The organism is Allorhizobium pseudoryzae (assembly GCF_011046245.1).
Lineage (GTDB): Bacteria > Pseudomonadota > Alphaproteobacteria > Rhizobiales > Rhizobiaceae > Neorhizobium > Neorhizobium pseudoryzae.
Map to the genome: position 1 here is coordinate 393,345 of NZ_CP049244.1, position 24,724 is coordinate 418,068.

The following is a 24,724-nucleotide window of genomic DNA, read 5'->3' on the forward strand; positions in this document are numbered from 1 at the left end:
TTTCCATACAAACGAGCATCGACCGCAAGACAATGCGCAAATGCCGACTAGGGTCTTGAGGCTGCGGCCTATGGCCCAAGATAGCGGCGGGCAAAGGTCATCGATCCGTTTGCTGCCGCTCTAGGTGAGCCAATGAAGTCCTAGCCCGATCTGACGGGGCCGCCGCAGGCTTTAGGGAACTGCCGGAGCGAGATTATGCCGGTGGCTACACAATTCTACCGAATTTCCGTGGTGACATCCGTCCGCCTGCAAGCCAGGGTTTTGAAGTGCGTTTCGTTACGTCAGCTGGCAAACAGGCTCAAGTCGATTTTGCCCAATTCATACTCTTTATTGAGGAACAGATGACGTCGAGGATCGTCTGGCTGGCTGTTCCCTAGGGTGGCGGGCCACGGCCGTATGAACCGTCGGGCGCTGGTTATGCATCAAAACCTGCCGACCGACCTGCTTTGACATATCGCGGCTTTCAAAGCCATTGGCGCCACGCGACGTTCTTCACGAGAGGATGAAGACGGTCATCGGCGAAGGTCACACAAAGGGTGTTGTCTATAATAGTGCCCTCATCGACCTGGCCGGACATTATGCTTTCCACCCGAAGGTGTGCAAACCCACCACGCCGAGACCGACGGCAGGCAAACTTTGCACAACCCAACCCGGCAGCGTTACGGCGTCAATCCCGCCAGCCACATGACGAACCTGAAGGCCATGGCAAAAACGCCGAGACTGAGCACCGACATCGTCCAAATTACAACAAGCCAGACGACCTTCCGGGCAGGACCTGCAAGCGAGACCCTGATCGCCATCAGTGATACCCCTCACCCGCGACCGGTTTGTCTCGGAATACATAATAGGACCAGGTGGTGTAGCCGAGTACGATCGGAACGATCAAAAGTGTGCCAACAAGCGCAAAGCCGGAGCTTTCTGGCGGCGATGCCGCAGCCCAGATGGTGATGGATGGTGGGATGATATAGGGCCACATACTGATGGCAAGTCCGGTATAGCCCAGGAAGATCATCAGCAGCGCCAGCATAAACGGTGCTGCGTGCAGTTCGCGACGCCGCAGGATGCGCAGGTGAAGCCAAGTGACGCCGAGCACCAAAAACGGAACAGGCAGCAGGTAAAAAAAGTTCGGCAGGCTCAACCATCGTGCGGCGATATGAGGATGCGCGAGCGGCGTCCAAACACTCACTACGACAATGACCATTAGGAGACCGATGGAGATCACCTGAGCGAGATCGCGCATCCGTCGCTGCAAGTGGTCGCTGGTTTTCATGATGAGCCATGTGGACCCCAGAAGCGCATAGGCAACCATCAAGGCAAACCCCGTGAAGATGCTGAAAGGGGTAAAGCAATCGAGCGCCGCGCCGGCAAAAGTTGTTCCGTCGATTTTGAACCCATTGATGAAGGCACCGAGCGCAACACCTTGTGAAAAGGTTGCAACATAGGAGCCAAAAGCAAATGCCTTGTCCCAAAACGGCCTGCGACGTTCGGAGGCCTTGAAGCGGAACTCGAAGGAAACACCACGCCAAATGAGACCGGCCAGCATAAACATAAGAGGCAGATAGAGCGCACTCAGCAGGAAGCCGTAAGCCAGCGGAAAGGCGGCGAACATTGCCGCACCGCCCAACACGAGCCACGTTTCGTTACCGTCCCACACCGGTGCCACGGTATTGATCATGATGTCACGCTGCTGTCGGTCCGGCACGAAGGGAAAGAGGATTCCGATGCCGAGATCGAAACCATCCATGATCACGTACATCATAAGCCCGAAGGCAATGATGACAGTCCAAATAAGCGAAAGATCGATACCCATGTCAAACCTCCTTGGTTTCGCGCTGCGGTGCACGGGTGATGTTGTCGGGAACTGCGGAGAGCGGCCTTGCGGCTCTATGAACCTGTAAGGTGGCGGATGAAGGTACTCTGTCTGGATGCTGCTCAGGTACCTGTGCAACCAGCTTCAGCATGATGCCGATGCCCGTTCCAAAGATCAGAAAATACATGACAAAGAACAGGACGAGCGTGACGCCCAGTGTCAGTGCCGAATGGTTTGAAACCGCATCCTGGGTGCGCAGGACCCCATAAACCACCCAGGGTTGGCGCCCCACTTCGGTGGTGATCCATCCCGCGAGGACGGCCAAAAGACCTGTCGGGCCCATGAGCAGCGCAAACCGCAAAAAGAGTCGGCTCTGGTAGAGCGTGCCGCGCCAGCGCTGATAAGCTCCTCCAATGCCCAGCAGCAGCATGGCAATGCCCAGCCCGACCATAATGCGGAAGGTGAAGAAGATGATGGTCGAGTTCGGACGGTCCTGCGGCGCGAACTCCTTCAGGCCAGTAATCTTGCCGTGCAATGTGTGGGTTAGAATGAGACTGCCAAGATAGGGTATCTGGATGGCGTATTTCGTTTGCTCGGCCGTCATATCCGGAATCCCGAAGGCGATCAGGGGCAAGCTCGTCGCGTTCGGGTCGTTCTCCCAATGACCTTCGATGGCAGCGATCTTGGCGGGCTGATGCTCCAGCGTATTGAGGCCGTGAGCATCGCCCACAACCATTTGGACGGGTGCCACGAACAGCAGCATCCAGAGCGCCATGGAGAACATCTTGCGAATTGCGGGCGTTGAGCGACCGCGCAACAGGTGCCATGCAGCAGCAGCGGCGACAAAGAGAGCCGTCGACAGGTATGCTGCGAGCGTCATGTGCATCAGGCGGAAAGGAAAGGAGGGATTGAAGATCACCGCGAGCCAGTCAGTCGGCACAACTTTGCCATTGACGATCTCAAAGCCTTGAGGCGTCTGCATCCAACTGTTCGACGCCAGGATCCAGGTCGTCGATATCAGCGTTCCAAGGGCCACCATGGCGGTAGCAAACATATGCAGACCCGGCCCCACCTTGTTCCAGCCAAACAACATCACGCCGAGAAACCCGGCTTCGAGGAAAAATGCGGTCAGCACCTCATAGGTGAGCAGAGGTCCGGTGACGCCTCCGGCAAATTGGGAAAAGCCGCTCCAGTTGGTGCCGAACTGATAGGCCATGACGAGGCCGGACACGACGCCCATGGCGAAGTTAATCGCAAAGATCTTCGACCAGAAATGGTAGAGCTCCACGTAAACCGGATTTCGCCGGATCAGCCAGAGCGATTCAAGCACGGCCAGATAGCTGGCCAGCCCGATCGTGATGGCGGGAAAGATGATGTGGAACGAGACGGTGAAGGCAAATTGCAATCGCGCAAGTTCCAAGGCGCTGAGACCCAGCATGCAGCACTCCTTCGCGTTGACGGAATAAAAGCGAGCTTTAGCGCTCGAACGGGTGGCGCTCGAAAGCACCTGCGACAAAGGTCGCCGCGGACAACTCTCATCGCAACTGAACGTAGGTATAGATCAGCTATGCCTTGTATTGCGGGTCGGACGGAGCGATTTTGTCTGTGCAAGGCCGCTGAAAGGATCTACGCGACTCACAACGATTGAGCTCGGCGGTGGACCCATCAGACTGCCAGGGACTTCGGGTCGCCGCCTGCCTGTTTTACAGCGGCTTTGAATAAGCTGGCGGTCTACACGCAGCGTTTTGAACGGTTGCGCCACGAAATGTGATACCTAAGCATCTGTACGTTGACGCACGGTTCCCGCGTGGATTTTATCTCTGCCATCGAACGATAATGGACGGTGACGAGTATGATCGACACGCTTTTCGAACGACGCCCAGAGCTGAGTGGTGAGGTTGATGAAGGAGCCACCGATGCCGCGGCACTTCTTGCAGAGCTGGTGAAGTTTGCCGGTGCGGACCAAGGCAAACTCATCCGTTGTAGCGGTCAGTGTGCGATCGTGTTCGCGACTGCACAAGTGCAAGATGGAGAGGTCCAGACAACAGTGAACCGTTCCGAGCGGCTGGACGCCAACCAGCAACAGGTTGTCAGACAGGCACTGTCCAGCGGATGCATGGTTACTTCTGGGATATCAACGCTTTGCGTCCCGATGGCACCATGCAATGGCATACCTTGGGCACTTCATCTTCAGACCCGGTCGCATGCCGAGGGCTTTTCCGATCAGGTTGTTTCCGCAATCAGACTTTTCGCCAAGATGCTCGAGCGCTTACTCGACAGGCATGCCAATCTTGACACGATATCGTCGGCTGACACAGCAGCCACTACCTACCTGCAAAAGCCGATGATCGAATCTCCCTCGTTGAGCGGAATTGACCCAGTCGTGTTGGCGGGCGTGGCAGAATCCATGGCAATCAAAATCAACGACTCCCTGTCTTCTGTCGTTGCGCATGCGGGCGCAGGCCTTCAATGGCTCAACCAGGAGACGCCAAAGCTGGAACAAGCGCGACAGTCCTTGAGAAAAATCGCCTCCTCTTCCTTCGCGATAGGAGCGATGATATCTGGCTTTCGGTCAGCATCCCAATCGAGCGGTCATGCGTTTGAGACGGTCGATCTTCAGGATGTCATCGCGAGCGTCCTTGAGCAGCTTGCGCCGGATTTACTGGAGGCAAAGGTGCGTATCGATTGCGACCTTTCTGCCGGTTCGGAGGCGTTGGCAACCGCCCGACAGATAGAACAGGCCATTGTGAACCTCGTCAGCATTGCCGCGGATTCGATGCGGGAGATTTCCCACCATCGGAAGATCTCCATATCCAGCACACTGCAGGACCGATATCTTGTCCTTTCGATATCGGACACGGGGCCTTCGATACCATCGGAAGGTCGTGACGCGATATTTGACCCATCCTATACGGCCAAGCAAGGAAACAAGGGGGTTAAACTAGCAATTGCACGCACCATCGCACAACTGCACGGCGGGAACCTTGAAATCGCCCGCTCCGATGACGAGGGAACGACCATGCTCCTGAAGCTTCCCGCAAAAATTTGCAACTAGTGGGTTGGCGAACCGGTACAAAGGCGTGAAGGTGTGCGGGTCTGGTATCCGACAGTTTATTCGTACATGATAATCGATCTCATTTGATCTTACATAAATGATCGTCAAACATCGCCGTGGAGTTGGTGAGCTATGCCGGAGCCAGAGGAGCAGGTGGTTGACAACCGCAACATGGAGTTTCTGCGGGTCCATCAAACGCCGCAGATTGTGGCGGCGTCTCTCAGCGGCGGGATATTATCCGCATCACGGATCATGCGCGACACGCCCGGCCACGGCATGTCGGATGATCATGTTCAGGAAGACGCGTTCATGCTCTCCATGCAGATGCGCGACTATCATGGCGCCCTCTGGGCCGATGGCAAGGAAATAGACTTTGCTGGTAGCAGGCAGGGGAATTTTACCCTTTACGACTATACCAGAGTATGGCGCGCAGATTTGCAGTCTGCCTTCGACTGCATCAACATACATATCTCAAGAAAGGCACTTCTTTCTCTCCAGGAGCAGACGGGTGTCCGGGCTGTAGAAGGTTTCAATATTGCCCCGGGTGCGGATGTGGATGATCCGGTGATCAGAGGTATCGTAAGCGCCATGGCTCCGATTTTCCAAAACCGTTTCGACGCGAACCAACTTCTACTCGACTATATCGGCACAGGTTTGCTGGTCCATCTTTCATCCACTTATGGAGGCCATCCGCATAGTTTGCGATTACATCGCGGCGGCCTCACGCCGGTTCAGTTAAGAAAAGCCACAGCGATGTTGGATGCCAATCTCGACGGTAGGCTGAATCTGATCGATATCGCACAGGAGTGCGGGCTATCATCATCCTATTTCGCCCGAGCGTTCAAACAGTCGACCGGCAGCACGCCACACAGATGGCTGGCGCAACGGCGGATCGACAAGGCAATAGACCTGATGAGAAACTCTTCCAAGACATTGAGGGAAATCGCCGCTGCCTGTGGTTTTTCCGATCAGGCGCACTTTACCCGTGCCTTTGGAGAGGCGAAGGGGATTTCCCCTGCCGCATGGCGACGCCACATCATTCCCGCGCCGTCTCATCTCTTCCGAGATGCGCCGAAGGGCTGAGTCCCAGAGCTCCCCGAACCTATTCTCCCGTATAGTGTCGGCAGTTCTTGGGGACTGCTAGCCTTCGCGTGAACCTCTTCCTCCATCACGCCGACCGGGGCTGAATGCCGATGACTGACCAAGCCAAGACGGGGAGCGCCTCACCTGCGCCACAGCAACCACCATCCCAACCCGCGGCGAGTATCAAGCGCCTCGCCATTCCGCTGCTCGCAATTCTTTTTGTTGGTTCTGCGGTCGCATCGGTGATTATTGACTGGGATCGCTGGATCGCCGGCGCGTCCTATCAATCGACGAATGACGCGATCATCAACGCGGATGTCTCGACGCTGAGTGCCCAGATCAGCGGTGCGGTGCTCAATGTTCCGGTTGGCGACTTTCAGAAGGTCACCAAGGGGCAGTTGTTGGTGGAAATCGATCCGCGTAGCTATGAGGCGGCAGTCAGAATTGCATCGGCCAACCTTGCCGCAGCGAATGCCACGCTCTCCAATCTAAGCAATCAGATCGAACTTCAAAAAGCAGCGATCGAGGCGGCGGATGCACAGCACGCCTCAGCCATGGCGCAGAATGCACAAGCACAGGAGGAATATCAGCGCCAGTTGAGTCTGGGAGGTGCGACCTCGCAGCAAGCTCTCCAGCAGGCTCAAGCAGCGGCGCTCCAGGCCGCGGCTGCCGTACGTTCGACCGCCGCTTCCCTTGTCGCGCAGCAGGCCCAACTGAAGGTTCTGCACGGCCAAGAGCCGCTGCTGAAGGCGCAGGCAAGCGCAGCCGAAGGGAACCTGGAGACGGCTCGCATCAACGAAGGATATACGCGCATCTACGCGCCTTTTGACGGGAGACTCGGGCGAAGGCTGGTTCATCAGGGTGATTTCGTCACCGCTGGCACTGGTGTCGTTTCTGAAGTGCCGCTGCCAAACGTCTACGTGACGGCGAATTTTAAAGAAACACAGCTTTCACGTATGTTGGCAGGCGATAAAGCTGAAATCAAAGTCGATGCCTTTCCGGGTCGGCCCCTGCATGGAACGGTGGCAGAACTTTCTCCGGCCAGCGGCTCGATCTTCGCTTTGCTTCCTCCTGACAATGCGACCGGCAATTATACGAAGGTGGTTCAACGACTGCCTGTGAAGATTGCGATCGATCCCAATCAGTCTCTGCTCGATGCGTTACGTCCTGGCATGTCCGCGACCGTCACCGTTTCCACCCCTGGCGGCACGAGCCAATGACGACAGCCTTTCGTTCGTTTGGGCCAGTTACTGAGGGCACCACCGCAACCCGGCCGGTGTTGATCGTCGCTGCCCTGCTTCTGGCATCATTCGTCGTCGGCTTCGACACACGTGTCTTCGTCGTCGGTTTACCCGATCTTGAGGGTGCCTATTCGCTCGGCAGCGACGAGGCATCTTGGCTCAGCACGATCGCCAATGCGCCTCAGATCCTGATTGCTTCTGCAGTGGCCTGGCTTGTCACCGTGTTTGGCGTCCGGCGGATCATGATCCCGACCGCCCTCGTTTATGCCATCGTTTCTCTTGAAATTCCGATGGTTCACGACGGGCTGCTCCTGTTCGTACTGCATGCCATCAGAGGCCTTCTGCTTGGCGTTTTCATCCCCGCCACGATCATGGTGATCTTCCGAAACCTGGACAAGCGCTACTGGCTGATTGGCATTGCCATCTATGCGCTGCGTGTCCCACTGTCCCAAAATCTGGGCTTCGTGCTGGTGGGCTTTTACGGAGATTACCTCGGCTGGCAGTGGATGTACTGGCAGGACGTCATCGTGGCGCCGTTGATCGCTCTCCTGCTGGTCATCGCGGCACCAAAGGAGCAGATCAATCTTGGCCTCCTTGAGCACGCGGACTGGGGCGGAATGCTGCTCCTGGGCTCGTCCATGACCTTGCTGTATGTCGGTCTCGACCAGGGCAACCGGCTCGACTGGTTCCAATCGGGAACGATCATTGCGCTTCTTGTCGGCGGCTGCACGCTGGCAATCGGCTTCGTAATCAACGAGAGCGTGGTTGCGCACCCCTGGGCCCATCTCAGCGTCATCATGAGCCGCAATATCGGGCTCGGATACGCCATCATCATCTGCTATGCGCTCTCGAGTGCCGGCGCATCCATGGCCATACCGGGTTTTTTGCACACTGTCCTCGGATTCCGTCCGATTGCAATTTCCGCGCTATATCTCGTCGGAGCTGTTTTCCCTGCCTTCCTGTTCATTTCCGTCGCGATCATCCTGCTGCGACGTTTCGATGCTCGCCTCTGTATTGTGCTGGGTCTGTCACTGATGGCACTTGGTTCGCAGTTGGGATCGCACCTGACGCTGGCCTGGGGGCCGTGGAATTTTCTTTCGACCGTGCTCATTCATACCGCAGGCCAATCCTTCGTGTTTTTCGCGGCGGTCGTTTATCTCGTCGGCAGTTCGGATCCTTCCCGCTCGACGGCCGTCTCGGCCTATATTCAGGTTGTGCGATTGGGAAGCGTCGAACTCGCGACAAGCATTCTAGGAACGCTGCAACGACATCGCGAGCAGTTTCATTCCGACATCCTAAACGGCCCGATCGCCGCCACGTCACAACAACTCCAGCTTTTGCTTGGCAAGCTGCAACACGTCTATGGCCAAGGAACCCGTGGCCATTTGGAAAGCCTCTCTGCCGTATCATTGGCGATCCGCAATCAGGCGACAATCCTCGCTTATAGCGACCTGTTTGTGGTGTCATTCTGGGCAGCGGTCGCGGGGCTTTTCGTGACGATTTTCATGATCTCTATGCCTTATGGTCCACTTCACCAGGATTTCAAACATCAAGCGATAGCCGAAGCCGATCGGTAAGCGCAGCGCAATAGCTTGTATTTCCGCAAGGCTGCAAATTGCTCCGGGTGTCGAGGCGAGCAGTTTGATCTGCCGGCCGTTCGCCGGTCGCATTGGCACAGCAGGAGGACCTTTTTTCTCGACAGCCTGCGTCGGCACACGTGCTGCCCGAGATCGCGATAGCGCCGGGATTTGTCAGGTCCATATGATCGTTTGCTTCACAGAGAGGGTGACGCATGGCGAACGATTGCAGGACCTATGCTCCTGTATAGCTTCGAAGCCGTCCGCGCGCTGTTAGGGTGTCCTTACGTAACGGAGATTGACCGATGAAAAAGAAACGCCCGGACGGCATCAAGCCATACAATGAACCAGCAGGCGGCTGGGGAGCGCTCAAAGCGGTTGCCGAAACGCTCGCCAGACAGCAGGTCGTCGCGCAGGGAACGGCCACTCTGATGAAGGCGAACCAGCCCGAAGGTTTCGATTGTCCCGGCTGCGCCTGGCCCGACCCCACGCATACGTCATCCTTCGAGTTCTGCGAAAACGGTGCCAAGGCGATCACGTGGGAATCCACCGCCAAGCGCGTCGGCCCCGATTTCTTTGCCGACCACACCGTTGCCGAGATGTGGAATTGGACCGATCACGAGCTTGAGAACCAGGGGCGCCTCACACACCCGCTGATCTATGACTCAAGCATCGATCGCTACCAGATTATCGAGTGGAATGAAGCCTTCCGCCTGATCGGTCAAGAGTTGAACGCTCTTGAAAGCCCGAACCAGGCCGAGTTCTACACCTCGGGCCGCGCCTCCAATGAGGCGGCCTTCCTCTATCAGCTCTTCGTGCGCGCATTCGGAACCAACAATTTTCCAGATTGCTCCAACATGTGCCATGAGGCAACCAGCATCGGGCTGCCGGAATCGATTGGCGTTAGCAAGGGAACGGTCACGCTGGAGGACTTTGACCATTGCGACGCGATCTTCAGCTTCGGACACAATCCGGGCACCAATCATCCGCGCATGATGACGACGCTGCATGAGGCGTCGCGTCGAGGCACGCCGATCGTGGTCTTCAATCCATTCAAGGAACGAGCGCTGGAGAAATTTGCCGCCCCGCAGGATCCGGTCGAGATGGCCACGTTCTCTTCGACGGAGATTGCGTCAGACTATCATCAGCTCCGCATCGGCGGCGATCTCGCTGCGATCAAAGGCATGATGAAGCTGATCTTCGAACGCGATACCACAGATCTCGCCATGGGTGGCTCTGGCGTCCTCGACCGTGCCTTCATCGCCGATCATACACTGGGCGTGGATGACCTGCGCCGGGATGTCGAAGAGACGAGTTGGGATGATATCTTCACCTATTCCGGCCTTTCACGCGCTTCGATCGAAAGCGCCGTAGATGTCTACTTAAAAGCCAAGAATGTCATCCTCTGTTACGGCATGGGACTGACCCAGCATGCGAACGGCACTCATAACGTTCAGCAGACAACCAATCTCTTGCTGCTGCGCGGCAATATCGGGCGCCAAGGAGCCGGCATATGCCCTTTGAGGGGCCATTCGAACGTTCAAGGGGATCGGACAGTGGGGATTACAGAAATCCCGAATGTGTCCCTTCTAGACGGCATCCAACGTGCCTTCGGATTTCGCCCCTCAGCCGACAAAGGCCACAATGCCATTGAAGCAATTAAAGCGATTGTCGAAGGTCGATCCAAGGCACTGATCTGCCTCGGTGGCAATCTGGCAGTCGCGATGTCGGATCCGACCGTGACATTCCCCGGGATGCGCAAGCTCAATCTTGCTGTTCATATTTCTACCAAGCTTAATCGATCTCATCTACTCCCCGCAAAGACATGCCTGATCCTGCCATGCCTCGGTCGAACCGATCTCGATACCCAGGCTTCCGGTCCGCAATCCGTGACGGTGGAAGATTCCATGTCTATGGTTCACGCCTCACGGGGCTTTCTCAATCCGCCGAGCCCACTCCTAAAGTCCGAGCCTGCCATCTTGGCCGGCATCGCGCAGGCGACGTTGGGTAGTCGATATGGGATCGACTGGGCCGGCATGATCGAGAATTATGATCGTATCCGTGACAAGATCGAGATCGTCTTCCCGGATTTTAAGGATTTCAACAGGCGCATTCGCGCGCGCGGCGGTTTCCGGCTGAATGTTCCGGCATCCCGGCGTGAATGGCACACCGCCACAGGCAAGGCACATTTCCGCATCGCGTGCGGCCTTGACGAAGACCCTCGCCTCAAGGACCCAGACACGCTCGTTATGGCCACAATGCGCAGCCACGACCAGTACAACACGAGCATCTATGGATTGGATGACAGATATCGGGGAGTGTTCGGTCGCCGCGACATCATTTTCGTCAGCCCCGCCGACTTGAAGGCGCGCGGCCTCCAGGACGGCGATCTCATCGACGTCCATGCCATAACCGAAGGACCGGAGCGGTCGGTACGTGGCTATACTGCCGTGGCCTATGATCTTCCGCAGGGCTCGATCGGCGGCTACTATCCGGAGATGAACGCCATCATTGCCCTCGGCCATTACGATCGCAGATCCGGAACTCCGGCTTATAAGGGAGTTCCGGTCAGGATCACACGCTCACAGGCTACGTGATCCGGAAAGGCATTCCAACCGAATGAGGGGCCCGAGAAAATCCGAAAGCATAATCGGCTCTCGGCCAAAGCCGGCGCATCCGACTTTCTGCTGGCCCCCTTTGGAGAGGGACAAGCCCGGAAGCCGGCCCAAGTCGCGCTGGAGCAGGATGCCGAAATCCGGCGTCATTATGGGACGGCATGCTGCATCGCAACAATGGCATGCGCACGATGAATGCACCTTCGCTCGGAGAGCTTGTGCATCTTGGCGGCGTTTGGTCCGGCCAAACGCTCTGAGGGTGTTGTAAAGCTCGGTCTCGCGTTCACTGAACTATCTGAGAACGGCGCGCAACATAGGCGACTTGTCAACCATGCGCTGCAAGGTTCGACGATGCATAGCCAAACTGCGAGCGCTCCGAGAAACATTCGCCCCGCAGGATATCAGCACCTGACGGATATGTTCTTCACGCACGGCGTTTGGTGCTGGCACGCAAGGCTGTTCAGAAAATCTGCGTATGTCCTCGTTGAAGAGGATTGCCAGAACAAAGCTTTCCGACATTGGTTTTGGCAGCACATCGGCTGCCCCCGCCTGCGTCAACGCGACCGCGACCGAAATATTGCAGTATTGGCTGTGGACGATTGTTCGACAGGCAGGATGGTGGACGGCCAGCAAACGAAGAATATCATGGCCCGTCCCGTCCTCAAATCTCAGCTCCGTGACGCAATAATCGATCGGCGAATTCGTGATATGGTGAGCTGCTGCTTCTACGTCCTTTGCCAACAAAACGCGATGTCCGTTGCTTTCAATCATTTGTTTTATAATTGAACCCTGCGAGTTCTGAGGGTCGACAATCAGTACAATTTTTTGTAATTCAACGCTACCAGTGTTGCTTTGCGCACGCCCGTTTTGCATACCTGTCAATCTCCTTTAGACAATGACAGGCTACGCCAACCGACGGCCTTGCTACACTATACTTTGCGGTATGTTTGCCCATACACTATGGCAAACTGTCGCGTTTCATGTGCGGGGGGTGAATTCGCTCTCAGTGCGCTTCGGCAAGGCCAGCGCCAGCTCTAAGCACTCGATCAATTTGGTGAGGTTGACCGGCTTTCCCAGGAACGCCAACGCTCCGCCATCAAGAACGGCCGCGCGGGTTCTATCGTCGTGATATGACGTCATGAAGATCATCGGAGGGCGATCCGCCTCATGGTTCAAGCGCCTCTGAAGTTCGATGCCGCTCAAACCAGACATTTTGACATCCACCACCATGCAATCAATCGCGGATCGCGGCTGAAAATCCAAAAACGCTTCTGCGGAGGCGAACAATCTACTTTCGTAGCCCAGCGACTTTACAAGATCATCGAGAGCTTCGCGGATTGCCAAATCGTCATCGACAATCGCTATAATGGAGGAATGTGACACGGAGATCGGACTTCCTGTGTTTCGCATCGATCAGCAGCGTCCTAGATCGTTGCGGGTTTCGTTGAGCGCACCGAGAACTCATGAGCCTGCTCGGTTGCACGGACCAGTTCAGCAAGCGATCTGACCTGCATCTTGCGCATCACATTCCCGCGATGCAGCTTCACGGTGATCTCACTGATGCCGAGTTGGAATGCGATCTGCTTGTTCATGAGCCCCTTCACAACCGCTTCCAACACCTGTTGTTCTCTCAACGTCAACGTCTGAAATCGTGCCGTCAGCTCCTGAAAGCGACGCGCCTCGCGACGTCGATCCGCATCACGTTCCAGAGCGGACAGAACAGCGTCAAGGATATCCTGATCACGAAATGGTTTTGCCAGGAAATCGACAGCCCCGGCTTTCATTGCACGAACGCTCATTGGTATATCGCCGAAGCCGGTCATAAAGACGATGGGTGTCAATCGGCACGGAAACTTGACCCCATATCGGCGTCCAATGTTGACCCCCATGTTGACGATCAGCACCTGGATCGCCCGGCGCTGGCCGGGGTTGCAGAGGGCGAACCAGGTGCGAGTGATGGGGCTCTTCGGCTTTAGCTTTGAGAGCGGTTTTTGAAGCGCCAGGACTCGTTGCCAGTTTCGACGATCTCGCAGTGATGGGTCAGCCTGTCGAGGAGCGCGGTGGTCATCTTGGCGTCGCCGAAGACGGTTGGCCATTCGCCGAACGCGAGATTGGTGGTGACGATGATGGATGTGCGCTCGTAAAGCCTGCTGATCAGATGGAATAGAAGCTGGCCGCCGGCCTGGGCGAAGGGCAGGTATCCGAGTTCGTCGAGGATGATGAAGTCCAGGCGGTTGAGATAATCCGCGGTCCGGCCTTGCTTGCCGCTGCGCGTCTCCGTCTCCAGCCGATTGACCAGATCGACGACATTGTAGAAGCGCCCGCGTGTGCCGTTGCGGATGAGCGCGCGGGCAATCGCGATGGCCAGGTGGCTCTTGCCGGTGCCCGTGCCGCCGACGAGAACAACATTGCGCTGATCGGCAACAAAGGCTCCGGTGGCCAGATCGCGGACAAGGCCTTCATTGACGGGTGTGTTGGCGAAGTCGAAGTCGTCGATGTCTTTGGCGAGCGGCAGTTTGGCGATGCTGAGCTGGTAGCGAATGGAGCGCGCCTGTTTCTCGGCGATCTCGGACTGCAGAAGATCGCCAACGATGCGCGGCGGTTCATGCTGGCGCTTGATGCCGTTGCCCATGACCTCGTCATAGGCGCTGCGCATGCCGTAGAGCTTCAAGGTGCTCATCAATTCCAGAACCTGTGTGCGTTCCATCAGCTTGCCCTCCTGAGGCTGTCATAGCGTGCGCAATCGGCGACCGGCTCATGGGTCAGCCGCAGTGCATCGGGGATTTGTAGGGGCGCAGCCGGAGCCGGATCGCGACGACGCGCCAGGATGTTCAGAATGACGGCAGCCGAGCAGACACCCTGTTCAAGCGCCTCCTGACAGGCGGCCTCCACGGCCGTGATCCCGTCGCCTGGCACGCATCCGAGGATAGTAACCATTTGCCGATCGCCATCATCGACTGTCTTCAATCGCTTGCGGACCTTCTCCATCGCCGCTGGCATTACCCAGTCGCGGAACGGCGCGCCATTGCGAAGAGCGCCGGGTTTGCGGGCCAAGACAGGCACATAATGCCAGGGATCATAGACCGTCTCGCCGCGTCCGAAGCTGCGCCGATGTTCGGCGATGACCGTGCCATCCTGCTTGACGACAATCCGGTCGGCATAGGCGTGGACTTCGACCGGGCGGCCGACTGCCGTTGAGAGGACCGAGTATTTGTTGTTGTCGAAACGGACCGTGCAGGTCTTGGACACCGAGGCCGGAACGCAGTGAAAGCCGTCGAACGGACCGACATAGGGAACGAGACTGCCGCGCTCGGCCTCGAACATCTGCCAGATCGTCTGGTCGGCCTGTTCCGGATGGTTGTGCGCCTTGGCATAGGCAACACATTTATCGAGCAGCCAGACGTTCAATTCCTCAAGGCTCTTGACCCTCAGGCGCGGGGTGAAGAAGCGTTCGCGCACCAAGCCAACCTGGTTCTCGACCTGCCCCTTCTCCCAGCCGGAGGCGGGTGTGCAGGCGACAGGCTGAACGAGATAATGACTGCACATCTGCAGGAAACGGCGATTGTATAGCCGCTCCTTGCCGACGAACACGGCCTCCACTGCCGTCTTCATGTTGTCGTAGATGCCGCGTGTGCAGGTGCCACGGAAGAAGGCAAACGCCTTGTCGTGGGCGTCGAACACCATCTCCTGGCTCTCGCGCATATAGGCGCGGGCAAATATCATGCGGCTGTGGCAGAGCCGGACATGGGCGACCTTTACGGTCGTCGTCGTGCCATTGATCAGCACGATCTCGTGGCTCCAATCGAACTGGTAGGCTTCGCCGGGTGCATAGTAGAGAGGCACATAAGCCTGCGCCGTCGCTGATCCGCGGTTCTTCGCCCAACCCTTGGCGTAACGGCGGATCGCATCATAGCTGCCGTCGTATCCGAGCGCCCGCAGCTCCTCGTAAATCCGGATCAGCGTCAGCCGTTCGCGCGATGGCCTGCCTTCGTTCGTCACGAGAAACTGCTCGATCTCCGCCTTCCAGGCCCCTGTCTTCGGCAAAGGTTGCCGCTCGCGCTCGTAAGAGAAGTCGGTCTCATCGGTGCGCAATATCTTGCGGACCGTGTTGCGGGAAACATGCAGTTCGCGGGCGATCTTCTTCATCGACCAGCCTTGAACATGAAAGGCCCGCCGGACGCGCGCAATCGTATCCACTCGCTTCAACTCCCTCTCCATCCGCCGTCAAAAGACGGATGGTCAGATAAATCCGAAGGGGGTCAAAATTGGACGCCGATTACCCCGCTAATGGGGTCAATTTTGCACGCCGAAACACAAGCGGCCGAGCGGCTCGCATAAACAGGCCGGATACACGACCGCAAGCACCGTCTCTGCCGTGACGTTCAAATTACTCCTTGCAAACCGGGAGCGGTCCATACACATCGTTTCGATCCACGCCTCCGCGAGGGAGGCGACGTTTCTCCAGCGACCCGCCACCATTTCCAACGAAGTTTCGATCCACGCCTCCGCGAGGGAGGCGACTTTCGAGATCGACGACAGGAGAGCCGTCCAAGCAATCGTTTCGATCCACGCCTCCGCGAGGGAGGCGACGGGTGCGGGACGGTCGGGCGGAGAACAGGCTCTCGAACAGTTGCACATTCGTGGTGACGATGACCGGAGCCGCCCAATCCTCCATCGCCAGCTTCAGCTTGTCGCGCCGCTCCCGCGCTTGAAACTTCTCCTCGTCAATATTCGAGTGATGTTCCAGCACATGCTCGTCGCCCAGGACACTGCGGAAGATGGCGGCTGCCTGGTCGATGATCGAGGTAAAGGGAATGGCGTAGATGATGCGTTGATGACCATGGGCTTTGGCATGATCCAGCGCAAAGCCGAGCGAGGCGAGCGTCTTGCCGCCGCCAGTTGGCACGGTCAGGGTGAACAGGCCGGGCCGGGCGGTCGCCTTGCTGCGCACGTGCGACAGGATGTGGGCACGCAGATCATTCAGTGCACCGCCCTTGCCGGATGTCCCGGACCGGCCGGAAAGGCCAGCCATGTGCGCCTCAAAACGTTCCCAAAAATCCGGGATCAGATCTTGCAGAGGCGGCCAGTCGCGATCCGCCTGCCGCTCGCCCTGAGAGACATAGAAGGCCTCGGTATCCCTGAAATCTGCATCAACCAGACACGAAAAGACCATTCGCCCAACAAAGGACAGGGCGAAACCCTGGCGCTCGCGGTCCTCGACCACAAAGCGCGTCAGGTTGTCTGCCATGCCGGAGATGCGAGCGGCAAGGTCGTCCCCCAACTCGTTGCGCCAGGCGTCAGCGATCCTGAGAGGCTGCCCGATCCGCAGGTTGAAACTCCCCCCGGTGGCATTGTCGCGATCCGGCAGGCCGGCATGGTGGCCGAGAATGGCATAGGCGATGATTTCCGCCACGGCCTTGTCCGGCCCTTGCGCAAGATCGCGCAGCACCTTGGCGCCAGCTGTCGAATGGTCTACCGACGCGCCCTGTCCTGCAATATAGGCCTGAAAGGCAGGATCATATTTGCCGAGATCATGAAACAGGCCGGCAACATAGGCTGCGCGCGCCAAACCGATCTTCTCACCGAAACTGCCGGACAGCCGGGCAACATTCAGCAGATGCGCATCAAGCCTCTGCCAATCGCTCCTGTCTCCGCAATTGCCGCTGTGACCAAAGTAAATCACAATCCAACCTATCGGCCGCCGCCTTGAATGGCGACCGCCCCCATGGATGCGTCGTGCAAAACTGGTATTGTATAAATCGGAGCACTTTACAATCCAAGGATGCGCCAAGGACGTTTAAATGGGCATCGCGCGCACTGGATCCGAAATCCATCAAAGACATCGTCAAGCAACGCGTGCCCACGTCTGGTGATATCGGATCGTGTCGTTGCTGATGGCGAGGTCTCAGGCGCTCCAGCGGCAAGTGCGGCTTTCAGCAATCCGCGCCATGGATCGGAACCCACCAATCCGATTAGGCGGTCTCTTTTCTGACGACCAAGCTCCGAATGAAAAATTGGATCAGATCTTGACAAAAGCCAATTATGGCTCGTCCGACGCAGACTGTCTCCGCGTAGCACGTCAGCTTCGCTACCTCTAGGTGAAACAGCACAACAAAGCCCGTGCATCGGCACATTAGCACGGCCTGCTTTAGAATCTGTTAACCATAAGAAGGAACTATAACCCAGTATCGTCAACACCTTGCGGCATTCCCCGAGGCGTAATCTAGGTCCTGTTGACAAAGTGGATTCCCAAATCAGCGGAAGCATGATTCAAGACTGCTTTTTAGGAGGCAGCTTTGGCTCGTGGCGACCTGACGGATATGGAGTGGCGGATCATTGAGGGTCTGTTACCCACCGAACGTGGTAGGAAATCCCGGCCCTCGCACGATAATCGACGATACCTGAACGGTATGCTGCATGTTCTTCGGGTCGGCTGCCCCTGGCGCGATATGCATGAGCGCTACGGAAAGTGGAACTCGGTCTATGTACGCTTTCGCCGTTGGGCCGAACAGGGCGTGTGGGACGCTCTTCTTGAGACCTTGGTCGAACTTGGGCTAACGGATGACTGGCAGCACATGATCGACAGCACCACGGTTCGCGGCCATTCGCAGGCTGCGGGCGCTAAAGGGGGACTTATCAGGAGGCTTTTGGTCGATCACGCGGCGGCTTTACGACGAAAATCCACGCCCGAGCAGACGGTCAGGGACGCCCTCTTGGCTTCATCCTGACGGGCGGAGAGGTTTCGGACTACAACGCCGTTCCGGACCTGCTGGCGATACCGGTCGGCAAACCGAGGCTGTTCCTTGCCGATAAAGGCTATGACGGCGATTTCCTGCGTGAAGAACTCCTGATCCACGGGATCAGGCCCGTCATTCCGCCGAAGGCCAACCGGAAGAACCCGCCTGCCTGCGACTTCCGGGCATACAAGGATCGAAACCGCATAGAGCGGATGTTCAACCGCCTCAAGCAGTTCCGTCGCATCGCGACCCGATACGACAAGACCCGAAAATCCTTCGCAGCATTCCTTGCCCTGGCCGCCGCAAAGATATGGCTGCCATACTTTGTCAACAGAACCTAGTTCTTTTCAAGGGAAAGTTTTTGATCGAGGCGCGATTGACATTTGTGGCGCTCATGCTGGCATTGGTGGGATGCAGCACGACCGGTGGCGTCAGACAGCCAAGCGGGCCTGAACTCGTGGCGGCCGACAAGGCGCTCATCATGCCTCCCCCCGGCGGACCCGGGATTGTCGGCGTCGTGCAACAGTCGCATGAAAACGGCACCGAGCAGACCGTGTCGCTGACAACCGTCTCCCGCATCCCCGGACAGAACTACCTCAAGATCAGTTTCTCGGGCGGTCGCGACGCCGAACAACCCACAAGCATTGCCTATCGGCCACTGGGTGAAGCGACGCTGCGCACAGAAATGAATGCTGCGGCACCAGGCGTGCAACTGACCCGCTCCACGCTTTATCTGCAGAACGCCTACGGGCCGTTCGGCTATGCTTCAGGGCATAGCCGCCATGGCGACGTGTGCATCTATGGTTGGCAGCAGCTTCGGTCCCGCTCGACAGGGAACGGCTTCGGGCGCGATTTCGGCATGATTCAGGTTCGCCTGCGCCTGTGTGACAACAGGGCGACCGAGAACGAACTGCTGAGTGTTCTTTACGGATATACGATTGTGGGTGGTTTTCAGGGAGAGATCTGGAACCCCTACGGAAGCCCGGCCCCGATCGATCCCCGTCTTGGCCAGACCGGACAGCCGATCTATCCGACACCAGACGCGGCAGCACGCCTGGCAGCCTTCGGATACTCTGCGGCCACTCCGATCACGACCAACTCGATACGCCCCGTTGCGGACCGGACCGTGCGCGCATCCACCGCACCCCACCCAACGCCGGCCCCCGCCCACCGCGTCCCGGTTCCAGGCGTTGAGGCCGGCGTCATCACCATCCCATCACCGCCAGCGGACGCCTCCGTCACCGGAAACGCGACGTCCGTGGTGGTTCCGTCACCTGACTGCATAGGCACGACAGCCATACCGGCAGCGTGCTCCAACAAAGGCGGTAGCAAACCCTCGCGGTGAAACGCGGATGTCTACCGAAGGAATAACGATGCGTAATGCGCCAAGCATCATTGTGTGGTCGATCATGGCGATTTGCGTCATTGGCCTTATCACGCTCCCCGTCAATCTGCAGACGCAGTTGATCGTGAGCGTGATTGTGGTTGCCATCATGGCCGCCCTCAAGATCCTGGGCGTCGGAGGACGCTGGCGGCTTGTGGCCCTCGCCTTCGGCATGGCCATTGTCTGGCGCTACGTCTATTGGCGCACCACGGAAACACTGCCGCCCATCAATCAGCCGGAGAACTTCATCCCCGGGCTTTTGCTGTACCTGGCGGAGATCTACAGCGTCATGATGCTGGCGCTCAGTCTGTTCATTGTTGCCATGCCCCTCGACTCGCGTCCGTCGCGAGCAGCGCGACAAAAGACTTTTCCTTCGGTCGATGTGTTCATTCCGACCTACAACGAAGACCCCGTTCTTCTGGCCAACACGCTGGCCGCGGCAAAGGCGATCGATTATCCGGCTGACCGGCTGACCGTGTGGCTTCTGGATGACGGCGGTACGATCCAAAAGCGAAATTCGACGGATGTGCGAGAGTCCGAAACGGCACTGTCGCGTCACGCCGAACTGACCCGTCTTTGCGACGCGCTCGGCGTGCGCTACCTCACGCGCGAACGCAACGAGCATGCAAAGGCCGGCAATCTCAACAACGGGCTTCAGCACTCAACGGGCGAACTCATTGCCGTGTTCGATGCCGACCACGCACCCGCACGCGACTTTCTCCTGGAAACGGTCGGATATTTTGAAGACGATCCGAAGCTCTTTCTGGTGCAGACCCCGCATTTCTTCCTCAATCCGGATCCGCTGGAGCGCAACCTACGAACCTTTGAGCGGATGCCAAGCGAAAACGAGATGTTCTACGGCATTATTCAGCGCGGACTGGATAAATGGAATGCGTCGTTCTTTTGCGGATCGGCAGCGGTTCTCAGCCGGAAAGCCCTTGATACAACAAAGGGCTTCAGCGGTCTGAGCATCACGGAAGATTGTGAAACCGCTCTTGAACTGCACAGTGCCGGGTGGAACAGCATCTACGTCGACAAGCCATTGGTCGCCGGCCTGCAGCCTGCGACCTTCGCAAGCTTCATCAGCCAGCGCAGCCGGTGGGCGCAGGGCATGATGCAGATACTTCGCTTTCGCAGACCGTTCCTCAAGCATGGCCTCACCCTGCCCCAGCGCTTCTGTTACATGTCGTCGACGCTGTTCTGGCTCTTTCCGTTTCCGAGAACGATTTTCCTGGTGGCGCCGCTGTTCTACCTGTTTTTCGATCTTGAGATCTTCACCGCGTCGGGCGGCGAATTTCTGGCCTATACGCTTTCCTACATGCTCGTGAACCTGATGATGCAGAACTATCTCTACGGCTCATTCCGGTGGCCGTGGATCTCCGAGCTCTACGAATTCGTGCAGACCATCCATCTGCTGCCGGCGCTCATCTCCGTCATGCTGAACCCGCGCAAACCGACGTTCAAGGTCACCGCCAAGGACGAATCCGTTTCCGTCAGCCGCCTGTCCGAGATCAGTCGCCCCTTCTTCATCATTTTCGCGGTGCAGGTCGTGGCGCTCGTGGTCACGATCTACCAGATCTATGCCGAGCCCTACAAAGCCGACGTGACATTGGTGGTCGGCGGCTGGAATCTCCTCAATCTCATTCTTGCCGGCTGCGCACTGGGAGTCGTGTCGGAACGCGGCGAAAAATCCTCGTCGCAGCGCGTTCGCGTGCGCCGCCGCTGTGAATTCGGCATCGAAGACCAATGGTATCCGGCCTCCATTGACGACGTTTCCGTCGGGGGGGCGGGGCTGCAGGTTTTCGGGCGCGATCTTCCCTCGATCTCGAAAGGCACCGAAGCGCAGATCCGTTTTCGCTCCCATAGCCAGACTGATCCAGTCGTCCTGCCGATTTTGGTAAGACACGTTAGCACGCAGGCCACGGGCGACGCGGCGCTCATCGGCTGCCAATACAGGCCAAGGGACCCGCAGGACCACAGGTGGATCGCCGACCTCATTTTCGCAAATTCCGAGCAGTGGGAGGAGTTCCAGCAAACTCGCCGGCGTAACCCGGGCATTCTGCAAGGCACGATCTGGTTTGTGGGCCTGTCGCTTTTCCAGACCAGCCGTGGCTTGATTTACCTGTTCCGCGGGATGGGAAGGAGCAAATGATGGCAAGATCCACGCTTCCCGCAGGTATCGTCGCGCTGATCGGCATGCTTTGCGGGCCGTTAGCGCACGCCCAGCCCGTCCCCTTTGATATGTCGCCCGAGGGTCCGGCACAGCCGCCTGCTGCACAGGAAACGACACCACCTCTGGCTCTTCCCCTTCCGCTTCCCGGCATTGATGGAAGCCCGAAGCCATCAGCACCGTCCGTGCAAGCAGCGGCCGAAGGCGACGACATCGATCGGCGATATCTGGTACCGGCCGAGGAGCTGACGCTTTCCGGCGAGTTCGCCCGCCGCGTCTGGACCATCTACCTGCCGGAACAGCAAGCCAGCCTGCCGGCTACGCTTTCGCTCGGTTATCGAAACTCGATCGTGATCGCGCCGGAAGCGTCCCGCCTTTCGGTTTATCTCAATGGGCGGGTACTGTCCGAGGAAACCATTGCGGCGACCGACACGCAAAAGGTGCTCAACCTCCAGATCCCCGAGGGGATGCTCCAGACGGGCGCCAACCGGATCGAGATGCGGGTGAACCAGCGTCACCGGACGGATTGCGATATCCGTTCGACCTATGATCTCTGGACGAGGATCGATCCGGCGCAAACCTATCTCAGCTTCCAGGGCAAGGCGTCCGCCCTTCCATCCGTTGCCGAGACGGTAAGGGCCATCGGCGTGAATGAGAGTGGAGGGACGCGGTTCAACATCGTGGCACCCGCTCTGGGCCAGTCGGCGGTTGTGTCGCCCCTTCTTCGGCTCTCCGAAGGACTTTCGCTGCTGGCGGCGATGCCAAACCAGGACTTCGTCTTCAGCAGTACAAATGCCCAAGCTTCGTCACCCGGCACGTTAACCATCGGCGTCGGCACCGCATCAGAACTGCAACCGCTGTTCCCGGATTTGCCTGCCGCCGCGCAAAGCACCGGCATAGCCTCGATCGTTACAGTTTCCCGCACGGGACAGAACATCATTCTGATCTCCGGTCCCACATGGAGCCATATTCAAGGCGCTATCGAGGGCCTCGTCGCGCCGCTCGACTGGACACCCAGCGTGCGCCGGGACGTCATTTCCACGCAACGATGGATGGCACCGGATGCGCCGCTCTTGTTTGGTGGAGAACGTCTACCGCTGTCGCAGCTGGGGGTGGATACCATCGAGTTTCCCGGTCGCCGGGTGCGAACCTCGTTTTCGATAGCGGTTCCGGCGGATTTTTATGGCAACGCCTACGGCGAAGCGCAGCTGCTGCTGGATGCCGCTTTTGCGAACACTGTCGAACCGGGCAGCCATATCGATGTCTACGTGAACGGAAACATCGCTTCCACGGTGCCAATCACATCGACCAAAGGCGGAATTTTTCGCCACCTGCCCGTCAAAATCGCGATGCGGCACATACGACCTGGCGTTAACACCATTGATATCGAAGCCATTATCCTGACAAAGGAGGATGCTGTTTGCGCACCGGCAGCGACGGCCTCGTTGCAACCCCGCCTGGCTATCTTCAACACATCCGAATTGCTGATGCCGAAATTCGCGCGGATCAGCCAGAATCCCAATCTGGCGGCTTTGGCCAACACCAGCTTTCCCTATGCCCGCAAGACGAATCCACTGATGTTGTCCGTGGACCGTTTCGACGCGGAAACGCTGGGCGCGGCGTCCACCTTCCTCGGAAAACTGGCGCTCATGGGCGGACAACCCATACCGATTGAGCTTCTGGTCTCGCCGAACGCCATTGGCGAGCGCAATGCGATCTTCTTCGGCACCATTTCGCAGATGCCGCCCAAGCTTCTAACCCAGCTCAGCCTGTCGCCCGATATCGCGACGGCCTGGCGACCGGATGTCAATGCCCCGGCACAAGGCGTCGAGACATCGCAAACCTTCGAGAAGTGGCGGTCGCGCGTCAGTGGTGGCATATGGAGCGGCCAGGTCGGCAGCCTGCAGGAATGGCTCCGACGCAACTTCGACCTATCCGCATCCTCCTTCCAGTTCATACCACGTGATGAGGTGCTCTTTACCCCCTCAGCCAGTCAGTCCTTGCTTGTGGCACAAGGTGCCAGTCCCGAGGGACGGGCAAGCTGGACGATCGTCACAGCCCCGACGACTGCCGACCTCCGGCAGGGTGTCTCTGCGTTTGCCCGGCAGGATCGGTGGGATCAGATCGCCGGAAGAGCAACGGCCTTTGCCGACAAGACGGACGAGGTGCAAATCGTCCCGGCTCTCCACGTCGATTTCATCTGGACCGGCCCGATGACGCTTAGCAATTACCGTCTCGTCCTTACGAACTGGCTGTCCACCAACATCCTGGCTTATGCACTGCTGCTGGTCGGGTTTACGGTGCTGTTCGGACTCTCGACGGCCTCGGTGCTGAACCGACTGGGGAGAAACCAATGACCCTCCATGTCTCGGCCTTCCTGGCCGTTCCATTTCTGATTGTTCAGCCAGCGCTCGCCACCCCTCAGTCGGACCCTGCGATCCTTGAACAGGAATGGGCTGACTACAGGTCGGAGCGCCGCGACGAAGCCGGCAGGATCACCGGTAACGAAGGCATCGTCCATAGCGAAGGCCAAGGTGACGGTCTTGCAGACCGTGTTGTGGATGGGAAAACCCTGCCAGACCAGCCGCAATCCAACGACTTCGCCACATTACAGTTGCTCGGACTGGCCTATGCAAGGGAGCAACATCCGAGATGTCTCTAAAACTCCCTCTCTTCATCCTCACCATGGCTGTCGCGGGCGGCAGCCTTTTTACCACGGTGCAGGATCGCGGACCGGTACCGGTCAATGCTCTGTCAGCGCCAGATGGCGCTGCCCAGCGTCAAGGCAGAATATCCGGCGCGCCCCCTCTCGTTGAGCCGTCCCATGTTGCCGAGCAGGTTCGCACAGCCCAGTTGAAAGAGCCAAACGAGGCAGTCCCTGCCCAGAATATGCCGTTCGATGAATTTGACGTCGTAGAGGCTCAGCAGCCTTCCCAACAGCAACCGGCTGAACCACCATCTGGCGAAGCTCGCGCACCATCGCAGGCACGACAACAAAACAACGGACAATCCTCCCCCGTAGCGGCGCCACCGACGGCTAGCCCCCCTGGAC

18 protein-coding genes and 2 pseudogenes are annotated in these 24,724 nt (G+C 58.0%); 10 read left to right on the forward strand and 10 right to left on the reverse strand.

Features of this window, described 5'->3' with window-relative positions:
• Positions 1 to 659 precede the first annotated feature (659 nt).
• The 3 genes from G6N78_RS20770 to G6N78_RS20780 are packed head-to-tail and all read right to left on the reverse strand — an operon-like array spanning position 660 to position 3,248.
• Positions 660 to 800, reverse strand: a complete 141-nt coding sequence (locus G6N78_RS20770) for a DUF2474 domain-containing protein (protein WP_165223350.1) — start codon at positions 798 to 800, stop codon at positions 660 to 662.
• Entirely contained in the window at positions 800 to 1,810 is a 1,011-nt protein-coding gene (cydB, locus tag G6N78_RS20775; protein ID WP_165223352.1) for a cytochrome d ubiquinol oxidase subunit II, read from the reverse strand. The genes G6N78_RS20770 and cydB overlap by 1 nt, the downstream gene beginning before the upstream one ends.
• A gap of 1 nt (position 1,811) precedes the next feature.
• The gene (locus tag G6N78_RS20780; RefSeq protein WP_165223354.1) at positions 1,812 to 3,248 is read right to left on the reverse strand and encodes a cytochrome ubiquinol oxidase subunit I; all 1,437 of its coding nucleotides are present in this window, start codon (positions 3,246 to 3,248) and stop codon (positions 1,812 to 1,814) included.
• Between the two features lie 414 nt (positions 3,249 to 3,662).
• Between G6N78_RS20780 and G6N78_RS20785 the strand changes: the two genes are divergently transcribed.
• The 5 genes from G6N78_RS20785 (at position 3,663) to G6N78_RS20805 (ending at position 11,363) form a co-directional block, all read left to right on the forward strand.
• The gene (locus G6N78_RS20785) at positions 3,663 to 4,865 is read left to right on the forward strand and encodes a sensor histidine kinase (protein ID WP_165223356.1); all 1,203 of its coding nucleotides are present in this window, start codon (positions 3,663 to 3,665) and stop codon (positions 4,863 to 4,865) included.
• Positions 4,866 to 4,997: 132 nt separating this feature from the next.
• Positions 4,998 to 5,948: a helix-turn-helix domain-containing protein gene (locus G6N78_RS20790; protein ID WP_234906063.1), complete on the forward strand. Its 951-nt coding sequence runs from the start codon at positions 4,998 to 5,000 to the stop codon at positions 5,946 to 5,948.
• A 110-nt stretch (positions 5,949 to 6,058) separates the two neighbouring features.
• The gene (locus G6N78_RS20795; RefSeq protein ID WP_165223357.1) at positions 6,059 to 7,168 is read left to right on the forward strand and encodes an HlyD family secretion protein; all 1,110 of its coding nucleotides are present in this window, start codon (positions 6,059 to 6,061) and stop codon (positions 7,166 to 7,168) included.
• Positions 7,165 to 8,766, forward strand: coding sequence for an MFS transporter (locus G6N78_RS20800; RefSeq protein WP_165223359.1), 1,602 nt, complete (start codon positions 7,165 to 7,167; stop codon positions 8,764 to 8,766). The genes G6N78_RS20795 and G6N78_RS20800 overlap by 4 nt, the downstream gene beginning before the upstream one ends.
• A 305-nt stretch (positions 8,767 to 9,071) precedes the next feature.
• Positions 9,072 to 11,363, forward strand: a complete 2,292-nt coding sequence (locus tag G6N78_RS20805) for an FdhF/YdeP family oxidoreductase (RefSeq protein ID WP_165223361.1) — start codon at positions 9,072 to 9,074, stop codon at positions 11,361 to 11,363.
• A gap of 309 nt (positions 11,364 to 11,672) precedes the next feature.
• Here G6N78_RS20805 and G6N78_RS20810 read toward each other — a convergent pair whose 3' ends face one another.
• The 6 genes and pseudogenes from G6N78_RS20810 to G6N78_RS20835 form a co-directional block, all read right to left on the reverse strand.
• Positions 11,673 to 12,254, reverse strand: coding sequence for a response regulator transcription factor (locus G6N78_RS20810; protein ID WP_165223363.1), 582 nt, complete (start codon positions 12,252 to 12,254; stop codon positions 11,673 to 11,675).
• A gap of 105 nt (positions 12,255 to 12,359) precedes the next feature.
• Positions 12,360 to 12,764, reverse strand: a complete 405-nt coding sequence (locus G6N78_RS20815) for a response regulator transcription factor (protein WP_165223365.1) — start codon at positions 12,762 to 12,764, stop codon at positions 12,360 to 12,362.
• Between the two features lie 41 nt (positions 12,765 to 12,805).
• A pseudogene (locus G6N78_RS20820) lies at positions 12,806 to 13,216 on the reverse strand (response regulator transcription factor); the annotation flags it as partial.
• Positions 13,217 to 13,353: 137 nt separating this feature from the next.
• Positions 13,354 to 14,088, reverse strand: coding sequence for an IS21-like element helper ATPase IstB (gene istB, locus G6N78_RS20825; protein WP_165217142.1), 735 nt, complete (start codon positions 14,086 to 14,088; stop codon positions 13,354 to 13,356).
• A pseudogene (gene istA, locus G6N78_RS20830) lies at positions 14,021 to 15,587 on the reverse strand (IS21 family transposase). Before istA ends, istB begins: the two are co-directional and overlap by 68 nt.
• Positions 15,588 to 15,768: 181 nt before the next feature.
• Entirely contained in the window at positions 15,769 to 17,064 is a 1,296-nt protein-coding gene (locus G6N78_RS20835; protein WP_234906064.1) for a CRISPR-associated endonuclease Cas3'', read from the reverse strand.
• Positions 17,065 to 17,677: 613 nt separating this feature from the next.
• On the opposite strand from G6N78_RS20835, the gene G6N78_RS20840 reads away from it, so the two are divergent.
• The 5 genes from G6N78_RS20840 to G6N78_RS20860 all read left to right on the forward strand — a co-directional run bounded on the left by G6N78_RS20840 (position 17,678) and on the right by G6N78_RS20860 (position 24,334).
• Positions 17,678 to 18,459, forward strand: a protein-coding gene (locus tag G6N78_RS20840; protein WP_234905797.1) for an IS5 family transposase whose coding sequence is annotated in 2 segments (ribosomal slippage) — positions 17,678 to 18,008 and positions 18,008 to 18,459 — 783 coding nt in all. Because the reading frame shifts where the segments join, the coding sequence is not laid out codon by codon here.
• The gene (gene bcsN / locus G6N78_RS20845) at positions 18,429 to 19,463 is read left to right on the forward strand and encodes a cellulose biosynthesis protein BcsN (RefSeq protein ID WP_165223367.1); all 1,035 of its coding nucleotides are present in this window, start codon (positions 18,429 to 18,431) and stop codon (positions 19,461 to 19,463) included. Before G6N78_RS20840 ends, bcsN begins: the two co-directional genes overlap by 31 nt.
• 28 nt (positions 19,464 to 19,491) lie before the next feature.
• Positions 19,492 to 21,654, forward strand: a complete 2,163-nt coding sequence (gene bcsA / locus G6N78_RS20850; protein ID WP_165223370.1) for a UDP-forming cellulose synthase catalytic subunit — start codon at positions 19,492 to 19,494, stop codon at positions 21,652 to 21,654.
• Positions 21,654 to 24,029, forward strand: coding sequence for a cellulose biosynthesis cyclic di-GMP-binding regulatory protein BcsB (locus G6N78_RS20855; protein ID WP_234906065.1), 2,376 nt, complete (start codon positions 21,654 to 21,656; stop codon positions 24,027 to 24,029). The genes bcsA and G6N78_RS20855 overlap by 1 nt, the downstream gene beginning before the upstream one ends.
• Complete coding sequence (locus G6N78_RS20860) at positions 24,026 to 24,334, forward strand: hypothetical protein (protein ID WP_165223373.1); 309 nt, start codon at positions 24,026 to 24,028, stop codon at positions 24,332 to 24,334. Before G6N78_RS20855 ends, G6N78_RS20860 begins: the two co-directional genes overlap by 4 nt.
• A gap of 92 nt (positions 24,335 to 24,426) precedes the next feature.
• Here G6N78_RS20860 and G6N78_RS25850 read toward each other — a convergent pair whose 3' ends face one another.
• On the reverse strand, positions 24,427 to 24,681 hold the full coding sequence (locus G6N78_RS25850; protein ID WP_234906066.1) for a hypothetical protein: 255 nt from the start codon (positions 24,679 to 24,681) through the stop codon (positions 24,427 to 24,429).
• Between the last annotated feature and the right edge of the window lie 43 nt (positions 24,682 to 24,724).